12 protein-coding genes are annotated in these 16,484 nt (G+C 42.1%); 6 read left to right on the forward strand and 6 right to left on the reverse strand.

The features are described 5' to 3' along the window. Positions 1-17: 17 nt before the first annotated feature. The 4 genes from R7040_RS16730 (at position 18) to R7040_RS16745 (ending at position 5,918) form a co-directional block, all read left to right on the forward strand. Complete coding sequence (locus R7040_RS16730; RefSeq protein ID WP_053350355.1) at positions 18-1,895, forward strand: propionyl-CoA synthetase; 1,878 nt, start codon at positions 18-20, stop codon at positions 1,893-1,895. Between the two features lie 189 nt (positions 1,896-2,084). After that, positions 2,085-2,564 carry a GNAT family N-acetyltransferase gene (locus tag R7040_RS16735; protein WP_005377290.1) on the forward strand — a complete coding sequence of 160 codons (480 nt, stop codon included), beginning with the start codon at positions 2,085-2,087 and terminating at the stop codon, positions 2,562-2,564. 191 nt (positions 2,565-2,755) lie between these two features. Next, a complete protein-coding gene (locus R7040_RS16740; RefSeq protein WP_053307037.1) occupies positions 2,756-4,087 on the forward strand; it encodes a trypsin-like serine protease in 1,332 nt (443 codons plus the stop codon). A gap of 385 nt (positions 4,088-4,472) precedes the next feature. After that, positions 4,473-5,918 carry a bifunctional NUDIX hydrolase/phosphatase PAP2 family protein gene (locus R7040_RS16745; protein WP_053304405.1) on the forward strand — a complete coding sequence of 482 codons (1,446 nt, stop codon included), beginning with the start codon at positions 4,473-4,475 and terminating at the stop codon, positions 5,916-5,918. 160 nt (positions 5,919-6,078) lie between these two features. Here R7040_RS16745 and R7040_RS16750 read toward each other — a convergent pair whose 3' ends face one another. Next, the gene (locus R7040_RS16750; protein WP_017821691.1) at positions 6,079-6,888 is read right to left on the reverse strand and encodes a Cof-type HAD-IIB family hydrolase; all 810 of its coding nucleotides are present in this window, start codon (positions 6,886-6,888) and stop codon (positions 6,079-6,081) included. Between the two features lie 216 nt (positions 6,889-7,104). Between R7040_RS16750 and queE the strand changes: the two genes are divergently transcribed. Further along, positions 7,105-7,755, forward strand: a complete 651-nt coding sequence (queE, locus tag R7040_RS16755; RefSeq protein WP_031777254.1) for a 7-carboxy-7-deazaguanine synthase QueE — start codon at positions 7,105-7,107, stop codon at positions 7,753-7,755. A 310-nt stretch (positions 7,756-8,065) separates the two neighbouring features. Here the strand turns inward: queE and queC are convergent, their stop codons facing one another. From queC to eamB, 3 genes are all read right to left on the reverse strand, one after another. Further along, the gene (gene queC, locus R7040_RS16760) at positions 8,066-8,722 is read right to left on the reverse strand and encodes a 7-cyano-7-deazaguanine synthase QueC (protein WP_005377298.1); all 657 of its coding nucleotides are present in this window, start codon (positions 8,720-8,722) and stop codon (positions 8,066-8,068) included. 67 nt (positions 8,723-8,789) lie between these two features. Further along, positions 8,790-9,128 (reverse strand): helix-turn-helix domain-containing protein, encoded by a 339-nt coding sequence (locus tag R7040_RS16765; RefSeq protein ID WP_005388200.1) that lies wholly within the window; start codon positions 9,126-9,128, stop codon positions 8,790-8,792. A gap of 308 nt (positions 9,129-9,436) precedes the next feature. Continuing rightward, the gene (eamB, locus tag R7040_RS16770; protein WP_005388201.1) at positions 9,437-10,021 is read right to left on the reverse strand and encodes a cysteine/O-acetylserine transporter; all 585 of its coding nucleotides are present in this window, start codon (positions 10,019-10,021) and stop codon (positions 9,437-9,439) included. Between the two features lie 112 nt (positions 10,022-10,133). Here eamB and R7040_RS16775 point away from each other — a divergent pair, with 112 nt between their 5' ends. Next, a complete protein-coding gene (locus tag R7040_RS16775) occupies positions 10,134-11,033 on the forward strand; it encodes a LysR family transcriptional regulator (RefSeq protein WP_136976238.1) in 900 nt (299 codons plus the stop codon). A gap of 1,226 nt (positions 11,034-12,259) precedes the next feature. On the opposite strand, the gene R7040_RS16780 is transcribed toward R7040_RS16775, so the two are convergent. Both R7040_RS16780 and R7040_RS16785 read right to left on the reverse strand, forming a co-directional pair. Continuing rightward, positions 12,260-13,189, reverse strand: coding sequence for a LysR family transcriptional regulator (locus R7040_RS16780; RefSeq protein ID WP_213872866.1), 930 nt, complete (start codon positions 13,187-13,189; stop codon positions 12,260-12,262). A gap of 145 nt (positions 13,190-13,334) precedes the next feature. Continuing rightward, the gene (locus R7040_RS16785; RefSeq protein ID WP_213891902.1) at positions 13,335-16,475 is read right to left on the reverse strand and encodes an efflux RND transporter permease subunit; all 3,141 of its coding nucleotides are present in this window, start codon (positions 16,473-16,475) and stop codon (positions 13,335-13,337) included. Positions 16,476-16,484 lie beyond the last annotated feature (9 nt).

A 16,484-nucleotide genomic window follows, 5' to 3' on the forward strand; every position in this document is an offset into this window, starting at 1 on the left:
ATACTGGAGGAAGCAATATGTCTTCATACGAAAAAGAATACTTATGGGCGAAGAATGAACCGGAGAGTTTTTGGCGCGCTCAAGCGGAGAATATCGATTGGTTTGAATCTCCTAAAACTATCTTGAAATCTGATGAAAACGGCATAGAACGTTGGTTTCCAGATGGTGTAATGAATACGTGCTGGTTAGCATTAGATTACCATTGCGAGCAAGGACGCGGTGATAATACTGCACTCATTTATGACTCGCCAGTGACAGGTCGTAAAGCCACGTACACCTATAGCGACCTACGTGACCAAGTAGCAAAAATTGCTGGCATGCTGTCTGCTCAAGGTGTTGAAAAAGGCGACCGAGTCGTTATTTATATGCCGATGATCCCAGAAGCCGCAATGGCGATGCTTGCCTGCGCGCGTTTGGGGGCGATTCATTCCGTAGTATTCGGTGGTTTTGCACCTAATGAGCTTGCTGTACGAATTGAAGATGCAGAGCCGAAAGTGATCATGACGGCGTCGTGCGGGATTGAGATCAACAAAGTCATTCCATACAAACCAATGGTAGACAAAGCCATTATGGACAGCCGTTGGAAGCCTGAGAAAGTGTTTGTTTTCCAACGTCCAGAGTGCGACGCTGAGCTAAACCAAGAAAGAGACTTAGATTGGCAGCGAGAGTACAAACAAGCGCTGCCACATGGTTGTGTTCCGGTGTTAGCAACCGATCCGCTCTACATACTTTATACATCGGGCACGACAGGTAAGCCGAAAGGCGTTGTGCGTGATAACGGTGGCCATGCTGTCGCGATGAAGTACTCCATGAGCGCAATCTATAACATTCCTCAAGATGGCGTCTTTTGGGCGGCATCTGATGTGGGCTGGGTAGTAGGGCACTCTTACATTGTTTACGCTCCACTGATTCACGGTTGCACTACTATCCTATTCGAAGGCAAGCCTGTTCGAACACCGGATCCTGGCGCATTTTGGCGAGTGTGTGATGAATATAAAGTAGATGCGTTGTTCTCTGCACCAACGGCGTTTCGTGCGATTAAGAAAGAGGACCCGGAAGGCGAGCACTTAAAACAGCACGACTTGTCGAATCTGAAAACCATCTTTATGGCGGGAGAACGCCTTGACCCTCCGACACTGGAGTGGGTTCAGAGCAAAGCGGACAAGCCCGTTATTGACCACTGGTGGCAAACCGAGACGGGCTGGGCCATCGCTGGCAACCCGACAGGTGTCGAAATGATGCCAGTTAAAGCTGGTTCTTCGACGAAGCCCATTCCGGGTTATCAGGTCGAGATTCTGAATGAACTTGGAGAGGCTGTCGGGCCTAACCAACAAGGCTTTGTCGCATTAAAACGTCCGCTACCACCAAGTTGTCTGCCAACGGTTTGGCGTAATCATGACCGTTTTGAAACTGGTTATCTTAGCCAATTCCCAGGCTACTACGTGTCAGGTGATGGTGGCTATCTGGATGAAGACGGTTACCTGTTTATTATGGGACGTATTGATGACGTGATTAATGTCGCGGGACACCGATTGTCGACAGGTGAAATGGAAGAAATAGTAGGAGGCCACCCAGCGATTGCAGAATGTGCGGTGGTCGGTATCCACGATGATCTAAAAGGTCAGCTTCCACTTGGTTTTGTTGTACTGAAAGACGGCGTCAAAGTGGATGAGCTAGACCTTGAAGGTGAGCTTGTTGGCAAAGTGCGTAGTGAGATAGGTGCAGTTGCTTGCTTCAAGCATGCGTTGGTTGTAGACCGTTTACCGAAAACACGTTCAGGTAAAATTTTGCGTCGAACTATACGTCAAATAGCTGATGGTGAAAAATACACCGTTCCGTCAACGATTGATGACCCAAGTAGCTTGAACGAAATTGAGCGAGTGCTACGACGCTGATAAAAACTCAATTCTAACTAACCCCTGATCCTCGAACTCTGTAGGTTGGTTCTGCCTCTGTACGTTTATTAAGTACAGGGGCCTTTTTGTTGTTCAAACAGTACAAACGTATCGTGAAAGCATTTGTGACTTGCCAATACGACGTTTTCCTCACAAACTACAGCCATTCCATTTTTAGTGACCCTTTGTATGACCACGTTTGCGATTAAACCTGCGTGTTTTAGCGACCTAGAGTTGCTCAACGATCTTATGTTCGAGCTTCATGATGAGCATCATCTTCAATCTCCTGAGCTTTTCAAAACGGCAGAGGAGATAGAACAAGAAAAAAGCATTGCTCGATATATTGACGACCCTGAGTGCCTTGTTTACGTAGCAAAACAAGGAGATGAAATTATTGGCTTTATCTCTGGTCACTTCTGTGAACTTATTTCTACCGTCAGCCAGCCAGTTATGATGGGAAGTGTGGATGAGCTCTATGTGCTGCCTGAATATCGAAAACAAGGTACGGCGCAGGCATTGATTAATAAAATTGAGTCAACGTTCTCTGATTACGGTGCAAAACAGATGTTTGTTGAAGTATGGCATTTTAACCAGGGCGCAATATCTTTGTATGAAAAACAAGGATTTGCACATCATATCCACTATTTAAGAAAACCGCTGAACGAATAATCGTATTTAACTTTAATATTGTGATTTAGGTTCTATCGAATTGAAATCATTCAGTTCGTCAATAGACTTTTCTCTATAAGTTGCTCGCAATGTTAACAAATTGATATGCACCCACATTGGTATCGGCGTTTTTGTCTGCTTGTTTATTAGTAGCACGAGGATCGTGCTTACAAAAACAAGAGGACAATATTTTGAAACTAACAAAATCGTTACTTGCTTTAGCCGTTTTGCCAATGTTCGCAAGTGCTGATGATTTGTCACAGACGCAAAATCATACTATCCAACCCCAGATCGTAGGCGGAGTAACTGCCGACCCACGTGACTGGAAATTCTACACCCAAATTGTTAGTCGTTATGGTAACCGATCATATTGTGGGGCCAGTTATATCGGGAATGGTTACGTCCTGACTGCTGCGCATTGTGTTGAGGGTGATTCTCCGAATCAGATAGCGGTTAAAATCGGTGGCGTTGTTTATAACGGTAGTGACGGTGTTCGTGCAAACGTCAGTGAGATCCATATGCACCCGGCATATCGCCGCGCGACGCTTTCTCATGACCTCGCGGTATTGAAGCTCGACTCTGTGCCTCAAGGTGTTTCTTCAGTTGAGATTGCGAATGGCAGTCTAACGCAATACGCGAGCATCGGAGATTGGCTTAGTGTTGCTGGCTTAGGGCGAACTTCTGAAGGAGGAAGCTCTCCGTCTCGATTGCAAGAGGTTGACGTCCCACTTGTGTCGGATATGACTTGCCGTCAAGCCGGTGGCAACTACACAACGGTTGGAGAAGTGTCATTCTGTGCGGGTATTCCTCAAGGTGGGATAGATTCTTGTCAGGGAGATAGTGGTGGTCCAATCGTCATTAATCGCAGTGGTGTAATTACTCAACTTGGTGTGGTCAGTTGGGGAATAGGTTGTGCTCGTCCTGGTATGTATGGGGTTTATAGCGATATCGCTGCTATGCGCAATTTTGTCGATGGTGTTATCGGAACAGCAACACCACCAAAAGAAAATGTTTCTGTTGGATACACCACCGAACAGACACTGGCATCATTTAATGTTGGGGAGTTACAGCAACATAGCTTTGTTATCCAGAATTCAGGGAACACCACGTTCACTGTGGAAAATGTTCGCGCGTTTGCTTCGGGTGTTACTGATGCAGCTGTTATTGCCAATGATCAGTGCTCTCAGGCGACGTTAGCAATGAATGCAAGTTGTCGTGTTGATGTTGAATTTGGTGCTACTCAGAGCGGAGAAGCAAGAGTGGCTTTGAACTTCAACGTTGATAAGACCAGCACACAATACCAAGCGTTAGTATCTGCTCAAGCGAAAACGGTGACAACGCCTCCCACAGATAGCTGTACAACTGTATGGCAAGCCAGCTTAGTGTATCTCAAAGGAGATACGGTCACTTGGAATGGTAAAGTTTGGCAAGCGCAGTGGTGGACTCAAGGTGATAACCCAGCAGACTCAGGGCCTTGGGGTGTTTGGCAAAAAGTAGGCGATGAGAATTGCACGTCTAACTAACGATCGGGCCAGTGAATTTGATTCGTTGACCATGAGATAAGATTCATTCTTGGTTTCAACGATCAGTACATAGTTATCATAACTGGGGTTTATTGTTTGCGAATAATAAGCCCTTTTTTATTGTGTCAACTATGAGAACCCACAAAATGTGTATGACTTTGTCCTGACGTTATCTTTATATAACTGGCAGAATTGCGATCAACATTTTATGTTTTGTCTGATTTTTGTCAGGTTTGCATTAAATTATTCTCCAGTGAGCGTTGAGTTCAGGTTTTACGCGATCAACTCAGTTTGGCATAACTCGTTACTTAATTTTTGTCGAAAAAGATAAGATTAACTGCCATGATTCATTGGTTATCATTATGTTTATTTAAGGTCATATTTTGTGTTGAGACAGCTGTTATTACTCATCCTTTGTTTTATTTTGTTACCTGTTTCACCGATCTCTACGGCTAAAGCCACTGCGAGCGAAGTTAAAGGAGCGCTCTGTATTGTTCGCGCTGATGACAAGTTAGTGCTAGTTCATGAAGTATTAACGGATAAGATTTCTCTACCTGGCGGAACCATCATTGATGGTGAGTCTCCACAAGTTGCTGCTCAACGAGAAACGTGGGAAGAAACCGGTATAGTGGTTACGGTTGGAGAGGAGCTTGGCAGAACGGACACTGCAGTTTTTTACGACTGTATATCAGACTCTGACATTATCGCTTTTTCTATGAATAATTCTTTAGGTGGAAATGAACTGCCTATTTGGTTTGCCCCTCATTATGGAGTAGAAGTTGCGTCAGCGATGCTGCTTAGCCCATCTGAATTACCATCATCTTTGTATCGTTATCCTGAGCAATGGCCACAAGTCACTCAGTTTTTTGATCAAGCTACCAAGCAATCAGTATCTTATGTTACTCAGCTGATCGAATCCGCGCCTTCATTTCGTCAGGTTGAATTGGCGTGGCTGATAGATTTACAGAGTTGGGTTGGGGCGTTGTCAGAAACGAGTTACGAGGTAGCTAGTCAGATCTCGAAACTCGTTATAGATCTGACAGAACCAACGGTACTACTCTTTCTATTTCCTTTTGCCATGATGCGCTTTGGTAGCCGGTTTGTGTACCGACTCTTTTTCGCAATTAGTGCAACGTCGCTTATGGTGCTTGTCGCTCAACAAGGCTTTTCGCTACCGCGCCCACATGTCTATATACCAATGATGGAGTTAACGCACAGCTTTGGCTTTAGTTTTCCTAGCTTGCCTATCGCTGTGTGGTTTTGTGTGCTGACGTTCTTGTTTCATAGAACCCAGTATTTTGGTTTGAATGGAACAACGGCAGTCTTCGTGTTCATCACTCTTACTGTGGTGTTAGGTAAGTTTTTCCTCGGTAGTGCCTTTATTTTAGATATGTTATTTGGCGCGCTGTTAGGCAGCTTGGTGGCTTGGCATGTTCTTCGACTGGAGACAAATCAAGATGTGAACGTTGATCAAGTTCTAAGCTCAAAAGGCGTCTGGTTCGTTATGACTGCGGCAACAGCGGTCATCTCCGTCATCTGGCCATTACCTGTGTTTGGTCGCTGGCTAGCAATTTTAATCACTGCATCAGCGTTGGTCATGACATTTAAAGAGTCGAAAGCACATTTAGATACTCGGCAGATGATCTTTGTAACGCTGGCATTGTTGCTTGTTGATCAACTCTATTTGTACTCGGCTAATATCGTATCGTTTAGCGGTTTGTGGTCATTAGTCTTGTCGACGTTACATTATCCATTATTAATGTTGTTATTTATGCTGCTTGCAAGGAAGCTGACTTGTGAAAACCAACCGAGCAAAACGTTGCTAGATTGATGGCTGTATTTGTTATCTATTAGTATTTGAGTAAAAACAAAGCCTTGCATTACAGCAAGGCTTTTACACGTTTAGTCCACGAACAACGCCGCTTGCCTATCTTGGACGGCTAGGGGTGTTAAACGTAAGAAGCTTAACGCAACAGACATGGCGGAAAGGGCTATGCATTGAGCACGAACTTTTCTATAGCTTTAGCGACACCGTGCTCATCATTACTTGCCGTAATGTAGTCAGCGATTTGCTTGGTTTCTTCCATTGCATTTGCCATCGCGATACCAAGGCCAGCGTATTTCAGCATGTGGTGGTCATTTTCTGCGTCACCCATACAGATAACTTCTTCCGGTTTAATTCCCAGATACTCGGCAATTGCGGCAACACCAATACCTTTGTTGCTCGCAGGGTTAAGAAACTCAAGGAAAAACGGAGCGCTTTGAACAACCGTAAACGCTTCGCGCATTTCAGCTGGCAGTGCTGCTATAACTTCTGTTAGTTTGCTTGGCTCTGCAACCATCATAGCTTTGATGATTGGATGATCGTCTTCTAGTGATTCGAAGTTCATCTCGGTGACATTTAAGCCATTTATCTTTGCTTCAATATCGGTGTAAGGGTTGTGTTCGTTGGTGATTAAACCATGAACTTGACTAAAAGCATGGACGTACGCACCTAGCTCTTCGGCTTTTCGCGCCACCAATTTTGCAGCTTTACCATCTATGATTTGCTGGTGGATGATGTCGTTTGTGCCTACGTTCTTGACCATCGAACCGTTGTAGTAAAGAACAAAATCTCGATCGGAATGGATATTCAGTTCGTCGAGCTTGTCTTGCATTCCTTCTAATGGGCGACCAGAAGCGAGAACGACAGTAACGCCTGCTTCTCGAGCTTTTGCGATCGCTTGTTTGTTTTCTTCAGAAATGGCTTTATCACTATTGAGTAGCGTGCCATCCATATCTAGTGCGATCAGTTTATACATCATTTCTTACCTTAAAGTTTTTTGGGATCTGTCAGTGAAAAAGGCTTGGTTTAACGTTAACCAGAAACCTGCATTCATTACGCTATGAAACTACAAAATGGTCTATTTTAACAATTAATTTTTGGTTTAAATTGACCTAGACACGCGTGTCCATTATGGTCTTCGCCTTGAAATGTTATGAGTTGAGTGAGTTCTGCGTTGTATAAGCTAAATGAGATGTTTGAAACCATCCAAGGGGAAGGGATTTTCACTGGAGTCCCTGCTGTTTTTGTTCGGCTTCAAGAGTGTCCGGTTGGTTGCTCATGGTGCGATACCAAACAGACGTGGTATGCAGATGAGAATGATCAACGTCAAATAGGCGATATTCTGGTGAAAACGGAAGACTCTCCGACTTGGTGTGTTGCATCTGCCGAGAACATCGTAGAGCAATACCAACAGCAAGGCTTTAATGCTAAGCATATCGTGATTACTGGTGGAGAGCCTTGTATTTATGATCTGCGCCCTTTAACAAAGGCGTTTGAAGATATGGGGTGCCAATGCCAAATTGAAACCAGTGGCACATCAGAAGTGATTACTTCAGAAAATACGTGGGTGACAGTGTCACCAAAAGTGGCAATGAAAGGTAAATTGCCAGTGCTTAATAGCGCGTTAGAGCGAGCAAATGAGATTAAGCATCCAGTCGGCACCCAGAAAGACATCGACCACCTTGATGACCTTTTAGCAAATGCGAACGTAGCGGCCGAGACTATCATTGCACTACAACCAATTAGCCAGAAGCCTCGTGCTACGCAATTGTGTATTGATACGTGCATTGCCCGCAATTGGCGTTTGTCTGTTCAAACTCATAAATATTTGAGTATTGCTTAGACGAGAGACTCGTCATCATTCGAGGTAGCTTTTCTATCTAATTCCGGTTTCGCGAGTAATGCCGTTGGTAGCTTTGCTATCGAAACATTGTCGATATATCTAAACAATTTATAGCGTTGTAAAAGCTAAGCAGTGTTGGCTGCTGTGGTGTGGTGCTATCTTTGGTTCGACAATCGTTTCGCATTTAATTGATGCCACCAATCTGGCGGCATCAAAATGAAGCTCTGTTGGCTGGAGTTTCACGCTGAGATAAAACGTTTAGAAGCTAACGCAAAAGGTTTTATCCCAGCGCTATTACCGCTAACAAAGACTATTTGCTCGCTAAGTATTCTTCTAAGCCGCTTTGTCGCAGTAGGCACGCTGGGCATTCACCACAGCCTTTACCAACGATTCCGTTGTAACATGTTAAAGTATTGTTTTGGACAAACTCCAACATATTGTGCTTATCAGCTAGAGCCCAGGTCTCGGCTTTAGTAAGCCACATTAAAGGAGTCTTAATGTTGAAGGCTTTATCCATACCTAAATTGCAAGAGAGATTTAGAGAGCGAATAAAGTTGTCTCGGCAGTCAGGGTAACCACTAAAGTCTGTTTCGCAGACTCCCGTAATGATGTCTTGAATGCCAAGCTGGTAAGCATGGATACATGCGTAAGTAAGAAAGAGAATGTTTCTCCCTGGAACGAATGTATTGGGTACGTTAGCGTCGCTTAAGTCATTAGATACCGGAATGTTGTCTCTTGTCAGCGAGCTTATCGCTAACTCATTAATTGATTTTACATCCAGGACTTTGTGGCTTTTGATGTTAAGTTGCTTACCTAATTCGATAGCGATATCTATTTCATCTGAATGACGCTGGCCATAATCAAACGTTATAGCATGAACCTCATCATATGTATTTAATGCATCGATTAAGCAGGTCGTAGAGTCCTGCCCACCGGAAAAAACCACAAGTGCTTTTGTTGTAGCCATGTTGAACCCTTAGTTATGCTCTTTGATTCTTTGGTATTGATACGTATTCTTAGGCGTTTAATCCCAATTACGTACTCGACTTCGTGGCGATTGCGTCCGCAATCAGCTGGGCTGTGCTCTCAAGCACTCTTTGCTTGTCATCATTTGACAGCTTGTGGAGATTCACAGCAAGTTCAGCGGTGATTTCATCTTCACAAAAAAAATAGTTTAGAGGCACGTTTAGCTCATCTGCGATAAGTTTGAGCGTTTTTACGTCGGGAGTATGGCGCTCCCTTTCGTATTGATTCATCCTTGCACTTGCAGAACTATCATCCATGCCGATACGGATGCCCAGTGCTTTTTGGGACAGATTCGCTTGTTTACGCGCATGCTTAAGGCGGGCTGGGAGTGGGTTATTAAACAACACTTAAAGTTCATACGAAGGACTTGAATGACTAAGATTATCTTAGTTTTTCTGATTTGTGTATACTAAGTAATACTTAGTTATTGCCGAGGTCGCCAAGGCCGTGTATGTATAGCTAAACAAGATTTCGTATCTTTAGGTTGATTAAGTGACGTTGAATCTACTTCTTCAAAAACTGCCGTATGGAGGCGCGGGAGGAGCGAGTAAGGGCAGGAGAAACCGCAGCGATTTGTAGAGCAGAATTTGCTCTTCACATAAACGTAGTCGTCTAAGTTGAAGAGCAATATTGTTCTTGATGATCAACTATATACTTAAGTAAATAACTGTGTCGCACAATAGATCAGAGCTGCTGCTAAGCTCATATTGATGACTTTGCCATATCTCTGGAATTGCGATTGAAGTAGCTTTCCTGCAACGGCCCAAACTACGTTGCTAAGAAGTGCGATCAAAGCAAGAATGAGGCTAGTCGCTAAGATCCAGTAGATATTCTGAGTGTGGGGCAGTACGAACGTAGAAATAGAGGTAATTCCATAAAGAATGATTTTCACATTAACGAACTGCAAACCGAAACCTGTTAAGAAACTGATACCTTTAGAATTATCCGATGAAGTTTTGATCTCACTCGTAGCAAGCCCCCAAGCCAACCAAACAATATAAGCTGCTCCAATCCATGTTAGCCAAGGTGTAATCACGGGCAAGAGGCTGATCATGTTATACGTGAAAGCGCCACAAAGTAGCATCAAAACAACATAGCCACAAAACATCCCCGAAATCACTTTTGTTGAGCGTTTTAGTCCATATTGCGTCGCGATGCTGAGCGATAAAATGTTGTTTGGACCTGGTGTAATTGAAGTAATGATTACGTAAGTAAAAAATGCGGTGTAGATGGCTGTCATCTCTATCTCTCCTGTTTTTACTGCACTATACTTCGCTACAATTGATTAAAAAATTGAATAAATTAAAACTTAGACTTTTAATTTATTGAACTGTTGGTTGTGGAGTCTAGTCATGAATCTAAAACGCTTTCTTACTTTTAAAGCTATTGTTGAAGAAGGATCGTTTCTAAAAGCGTCACAGAAGCTTTATTGCACGCAATCAACCGTCACCTTTCAAATCAAGCAGTTGGAACAAGATCTGTCTCTGCAGCTGTTCGAAAAAATAGGGCGTAAGATGGTTTTGACTCAAGCAGGAGAAAAGATACTGCCTTACGTCTATGAACTGGCGCGAGTGATGGAAAATATTGAGGGAACAGCACAGCAAGAAAACTCGGAGCCGACCGGTGAATTGAAAGTGCTGATTGCTGAGACTCAACTTGCTTATAAGATGGCTAATGTTTTAAAAGAGTTCAGGATCAGAGCGCCCAATGTCAGACTCTCTCTGCAATCACAAAATTGCTATCAGATTCGAGATGAGTTGATAGAGGATAAAGCTGATTTAGGTGTGTTTTATCGAGTAGGTAATGACGATACGCTCAAGGTGCACGAGTTTGAGCACGAGCCACTGGTATTAGTTGCTTCACCGCTTTTAAAAGGGCTAGATTTAAAGAAGAGAGAGCAACATATTGATTTAGGGTTTATAAGCAATGGCCCTAAGTGCCTTTTTCGACAGATGTTTGAGAGCATTATTCAAGAGCGTGATATTAGCATCGACAACATGATCGAACTTAGCAGTATTAATACGATCAAAAATTGCGTTGAGAGTAATATTGGTATCTCTTACTTACCTCGTTTTACGGTTGAAAAAGAGTTGCAAGAGGGCAGTTTACAAGAGCTTGAGTTCACCGAATTTTCACAGATGATCAAGCCACTCTGCGCTTATCATGCTGGGAAGTGTGTGACGCCGGCGATGGAAGTCTTTATTGATTGTATGCGTAACGAGTATGAACGGCTTTCTACTCAGAGTCGGTGATCTTTAATATGTTCTATCTGATATAGTTTCGTTTTTACTCCTTTTTATTTTTTAAGTGGCTACTTCTAATTTATTGATTTTTATTACTTTGTTTTGAATCCGACTGTTGTGGGATGATAAATGGGATCTGATGTGAAGAGCTATTTATTGACGGAAAGAGATAAGATATAAAAACGACGGCGTGTGATAACTAGATTAGATTACATAATTAACAGTGTAATAAATGCCATTCTTTATGGATTATTTTCAACGAGACTTAATTGTTACGGTTCGTTATTATTAACTCGTTAACGCATCCATTGCTAGGAAGTTAACTTACGCATATTGTTTTTTTCATCATTTGCAGCAAATATAATTTGCTGCTTTTTTTTAACCAAAAAGTTCAAAGCTTGAACTACAAGCTCTGAACTCTTATTTATACTTAGTGATTTTCTACTTTAATAAGTAAAACACCGTTTAAAAGTATCGCGTAACCTAGTAACTCTAAGCTTTCTTCAACCAAGTTTTTCACATCTCTATTGTATGAGTTCCCCATGAACTCGACCCAAAAATCACCATACCCTGCAAAGCGTGAGAATAAGAAAACAATGAAAAATCCAATCGTTAATGTTGTGAAGCTAGAATGAGAAATGAAAAGTTTTACCTCATTTTTTATGTTAACTATATTATTAAAACAAAAATAACAGACCGAGACTATTATAATCCAAGCAGGATACTTCCATGAACCGTGAGGGAAATACTGCTCTATGTGGTAGTCCATTTCTCTAACGAATATAACCATAAAAAATGAAGACATTATTACTAATATGTGTTTGAGTTCAAGATATTCCTTAGATTTATACAAACACATTAACGATGAAAAAAGCACAAATGCTATTTGAGTCATTTCTATAAGAGAGTTCTCCGATGTGCTTTTGTCCATTTGTACGCTAAAATAAATCGTTGCTAACGTGTAAATAACCAAAAAAATAAGATAAGATGTTTTATATACTAACAAACTAGTGACCGAGGTGTGTTTTTCTTTAATATACATCGTAACTTGTATAGGTGATGGATTTGTTAGTATTATAAATCAAGAATGTTTTATATTTAGTGAATTAAGCGCCATTTAGAATGGAACTTAATTCACCTAACATTAAACTTCTATGAATTTTAAATATTCCTGTTTTAACTTATTAATTTTATTTGATTTTTATTTGCTGTTAATTTTGGTTAAATAGAATCACCTAGCTTTTATTGAAATGCTTTTCCCATATTGGTGGTATGCCAATTTCTTCTTGAACGATATCAATGAATGCCCTAACCAATGGTGATTGCTGACGGTGTGAGTACATGGCATAAATATCACCAAAATCTTGAGTTTCATATTCTGGTAAAAGTTGAACTAAATTAGAAGACTCTAGGTTGTTAGGGAGCATAAATTGACCTATAAGTGCTGCGCCCAGACCTGACTTTACGCTTTCAATTATTAGCTCAGCTTCATTTACCATGTATGACCCTGATATTGGGTATGTATCTAAACCATCTGATTTTGCTTTGTCGTAGAATTTAAGTTTATCGACAATAAAATTACCATTTGAATAAATAATAAAAGGTAGCTTAACTAACTCATCAGGCGTTTCTGGGTTACCATGTTTTTCAATTAAATTTCGAGAAGCAATGATTGCAGTCGTATTTTTTGCTAATTTTCTTGCTACCATTGATGAATCCCTCATAGGTCCGATTCGAAAAGCAATATCAAAATTACTTCTAATCACGTCTACATGAAGATCATCTAGCATTAGTTCAACACTTGCTTTTGGATACTTATGTAAAAACTTCTCTATCGAAGGTTGTAGATAGAGTTTTCCAAATAATGTTGAGCTTGAAATTCGTACTTTCCCTGAAGGCTCAGTCTGAAAGTTCTCCGCTATTTGTTGAGTATCATCAAGGAGTTGAGATATTTGGTCTGCTTTTTCAACTATTTGCTTGCCGACTTGCGTTAATGAAAGAGCGCGAGTTGTTCTGTTTAATAGCCTAACGCCTAAGTGCTCTTCTAACTGCTTGATGTGTTTAGATAAAACAGAGCGGTCGATATTCATCCCATCTGCTGCTTTTGCAAAAGATCCAGCTTTAGAGACTTCTAAAAGCAGGTGTAGTTTATTTGCTAAATCCACAATGTTTATCCAAGTTAGATATTAGCGTATTAGTTTCATGTATAACTACTGCTCTGTCTAGAAATTATTAATATACTTAATAACCAAAAGAAAAGGGAGCAATAGCTCCCTTTAGTATGAATTTAAATGAGTATTTATATTATGGTTATAGTGTTTGACGTTTTTTGTTTCGACTCACTAACATGTAAAAAACAGGTGTGAGTAGTAATCCAAATACCGTTACGCCTACCATACCCGAGAATACAGCAATACCCATTGCTTGTCGCATTTCCGCTCCGGCCCCTGTACCAATCATTAATGGAATAACACCAGCGGTAAATGCAATTGATGTCATTAGAATCGGTCGAAGACGTAAACGACATGCTTCCAAAATCGCTGATAAGGTATCTTGGCCATTGTCTTTAAGTTCTTTAGCGAACTCCACCATCAAGATGGCATTTTTACACGCTAGAGCCACAAGGACAATCAAAGCAATTTGTGTGAATATATTGTTGTCACCACCAATGAACCAAACACCTGCTAGTGCAGAAAAAATGGTCATAGGAACGATCAAAATGATAGCGAATGGCAGTTTTAAACTCTCGTACTGCGAAGCTAGCACCATGAAAACTAACAAAACAACAAGTGGGAATATATACACCATCGTGTTACCAGCCAAAATCTGCTGGTAGGTTACATCAGTCCATTCATAAACCATTCCCTCTGCTAGGTTTTGATCCAGTACTTCCTCAATAGCCGTTTGGGCTTGGTCAGAGCTGTAACCAAAAGCAGGACTGCCGTTTAGTTCTGCACTAGGGTAGCCGTTATAGTGCATCACGCGGTCAGGCCCAATCGTGGGTATGATCTCCAGTACAGCGCCGAGAGGAACCATTTTTCCGGCAGCATTTCTTACTTTGTAATTAAGTATTTGGTCAGGTTCGAGACGATAGTTCATGTCTGCCTGGGCATTCACTTTGTATGTTCTACCAAACATATTGAAGTCATTGACGTATAACGATCCTAAATAAACTTGAAGCGCATCAAAAACCTGCTCTAGAGGAACACCTTGCAGCATCGCTTGTTCACGGTCTATTTGGATGTCCATCTGCGGCACTTGTATACGAAATGTGGAATATAATCCCATCAGCTCGGGTCTTGTTGATGCCTCACTTATTACCAAGTTCAATTGCTTGAAGAGCTCATCAAACCCTTTGTTCGCACGGTCTTCGATTTGAAGTTTAAAGCCGCCAGTAGAGCCAAGTCCTTGGATTGGTGGTGGTGGAAAAATCGCAACGAAGGCTTCATCAATGATTGAAAAGCTCTTATTCAAAGATGCAACAATCGCATTTGCTCCGAGAGTTGGATCATTTCGTTTATCGAAGTCCTCAAGCGTAACAAAAACGATGCCACTATTCGGACTGTTAGTAAAACCATTGACCGATAAGCCTGGGAAAGAAATGGTTTGTGCTACGCCAGGTGTTGCCAGCGCGAGGTTTTCCATTTCTTTAATAACGGACTCTGTTCGATCTAAACTTGCTGCATCTGGAAGTTGGGCGATCGCAACTAAATACTGCTTATCTTGTTGAGGAATGAATCCTCCAGGAACCGCTTTGAATAGAGAAACCGTTCCACCGAGTAACGCAATGTATACCACCACAACAACAAGGCTATAGCGAATCAGCTTCTTGACCAGAGCTTGATATTGGTTCGAGCTATACTCAAAAATTCTATTGAATGGCGCAAAAACATACTTACCAAAAACCGCATCCAAGAGCTTGGTTAGCCGATCGGGTTTTGCGTTCTTATCTTGTAATAGCAGTGCTGATAAAGCAGGCGATAACGTCAACGAGTTAATTGCTGAAATAATCGTCGAGATCGTAATTGTTAGTGCGAACTGCTTATAAAACTGACCGGATAACCCTGTAATAAAGGTCGTCGGGATGAACACCGCACATAACACTAAAGCAATTGCAATAATTGGCCCGGTAACTTCGGTCATTGCTTGTTTCGTTGCTTCTAGTGGTGCAAGTCCATTATGGATGTTCCGTTCCACGTTTTCGACGACGACAATGGCGTCATCGACGACGATGCCTATGGCGAGAACAAGCCCAAACAACGAAAGCGTGTTAATCGATACTCCAAGCATTTGCATTACGGCGAACGTACCGATTAATGAAACAGGCACCGCAATGATAGGGATGATAGACGCGCGCCATGTTTGCAAAAACAAAATGACTACGACAACAACAAGTACAATTGCCTCTAGCAGAGTATGAACCACCGCGTCTATCGAACCACGAACAAAGACGGTCGGGTCGTAGGCTATTTCATATGAAACTCCAGCTGGAAAGGCTGTTTGTAAACGGTCCATGGTTGAACGAACCTGATTAGATAGCTCAATAGCATTAGCACCAGGGCGTTGGAATACGGGCATCGCCACCGCTGGTTTACCATTTAACAAGGCGCGCAGTGCATAAGAGTTTTGACCTAGCTCTACGCGTGCAACGTCTTTAAGACGTGTCAAAGCCCCTGTTTCGTCAACTTTTACTACAATGTCGTTGAATTCATCAATATTCTCCAAGCGGCCCTTTACGTTCAACAAAACTTGGAATTGGTTTTCATTAGCGGCTGGCTGCGCACCTAATGAGCCTGCTGCCACCTGTTGGTTTTGAGATCGGACGGCGGAGACAACATCCATTACGGTTAGATTTCTAGAAGCGAGCTCATCTGGATTTAACCACAAGCGCATTGAGTACTCGTCACCACCGAAAAGGCGCACATCACCAACGCCTCCGAGCCGAGCTATCTCATCTTTCAAGTTTAAATTAGCGTAGTTAGCTAAATAACTGACTTCACGGCTAGAATCTGGAGAATATATATGCACAACCATGGTGAGATCAGGAGAGGCTTTTTCGGCAACAACTCCTAACCGTTGGACGGCTTCTGGTAATCGGGGCAAAGCTGTAGTGACGCGGTTTTGAATTTGAACCTGAGCTTTGTCCAAGTCCGTACCCAAAGCAAAGGTTACGGTCAATGTCATTCTACCGTCACTGGTTGCTTGCGAAAACATATATAACATGTTTTCTGTACCATTAATTTCTTGCTCCAGAGGCGTAGCAACTGTTTCTGCGATTACTTTTGGGTTCGCACCAGGATAGTTTGCTGTAACTACCACTGTAGGAGGGACAACCTCTGGATATTCACTCACAGGCAACTGCAAAAGTGAAATTGCGCCTACTATTAATATCAATAGCGATAACATAGAGGCAAATATGGGTCTTTGAATAAAAAAGTGTGCAAATTTCATTCGGTTGTC

It is taken from the genome of Vibrio sp. 1069 (assembly GCF_033340555.1).

Excerpts from the sequence above, each read along its gene's own strand:
- R7040_RS16730 (WP_053350355.1), top strand. The coding sequence starts at position 18 with ATGTCTTCATACGAAAAAGAATACTTATGGGCGAAGAATGAACCGGAG.
- R7040_RS16735 (WP_005377290.1), top strand. The coding sequence starts at position 2,085 with ATGACCACGTTTGCGATTAAACCTGCGTGTTTTAGCGACCTAGAGTTG.
- R7040_RS16750 (WP_017821691.1), bottom strand. The coding sequence starts at position 6,888 with ATGTATAAACTGATCGCACTAGATATGGATGGCACGCTACTCAATAGT.
- queE (WP_031777254.1), top strand. The coding sequence starts at position 7,105 with ATGTTTGAAACCATCCAAGGGGAAGGGATTTTCACTGGAGTCCCTGCT.
- queC (WP_005377298.1), bottom strand. The coding sequence starts at position 8,722 with ATGGCTACAACAAAAGCACTTGTGGTTTTTTCCGGTGGGCAGGACTCT.
- eamB (WP_005388201.1), bottom strand. The coding sequence starts at position 10,021 with ATGACAGCCATCTACACCGCATTTTTTACTTACGTAATCATTACTTCA.
- R7040_RS16775 (WP_136976238.1), top strand. The coding sequence starts at position 10,134 with ATGAATCTAAAACGCTTTCTTACTTTTAAAGCTATTGTTGAAGAAGGA.
- R7040_RS16785 (WP_213891902.1), bottom strand. The coding sequence starts at position 16,475 with ATGAAATTTGCACACTTTTTTATTCAAAGACCCATATTTGCCTCTATG.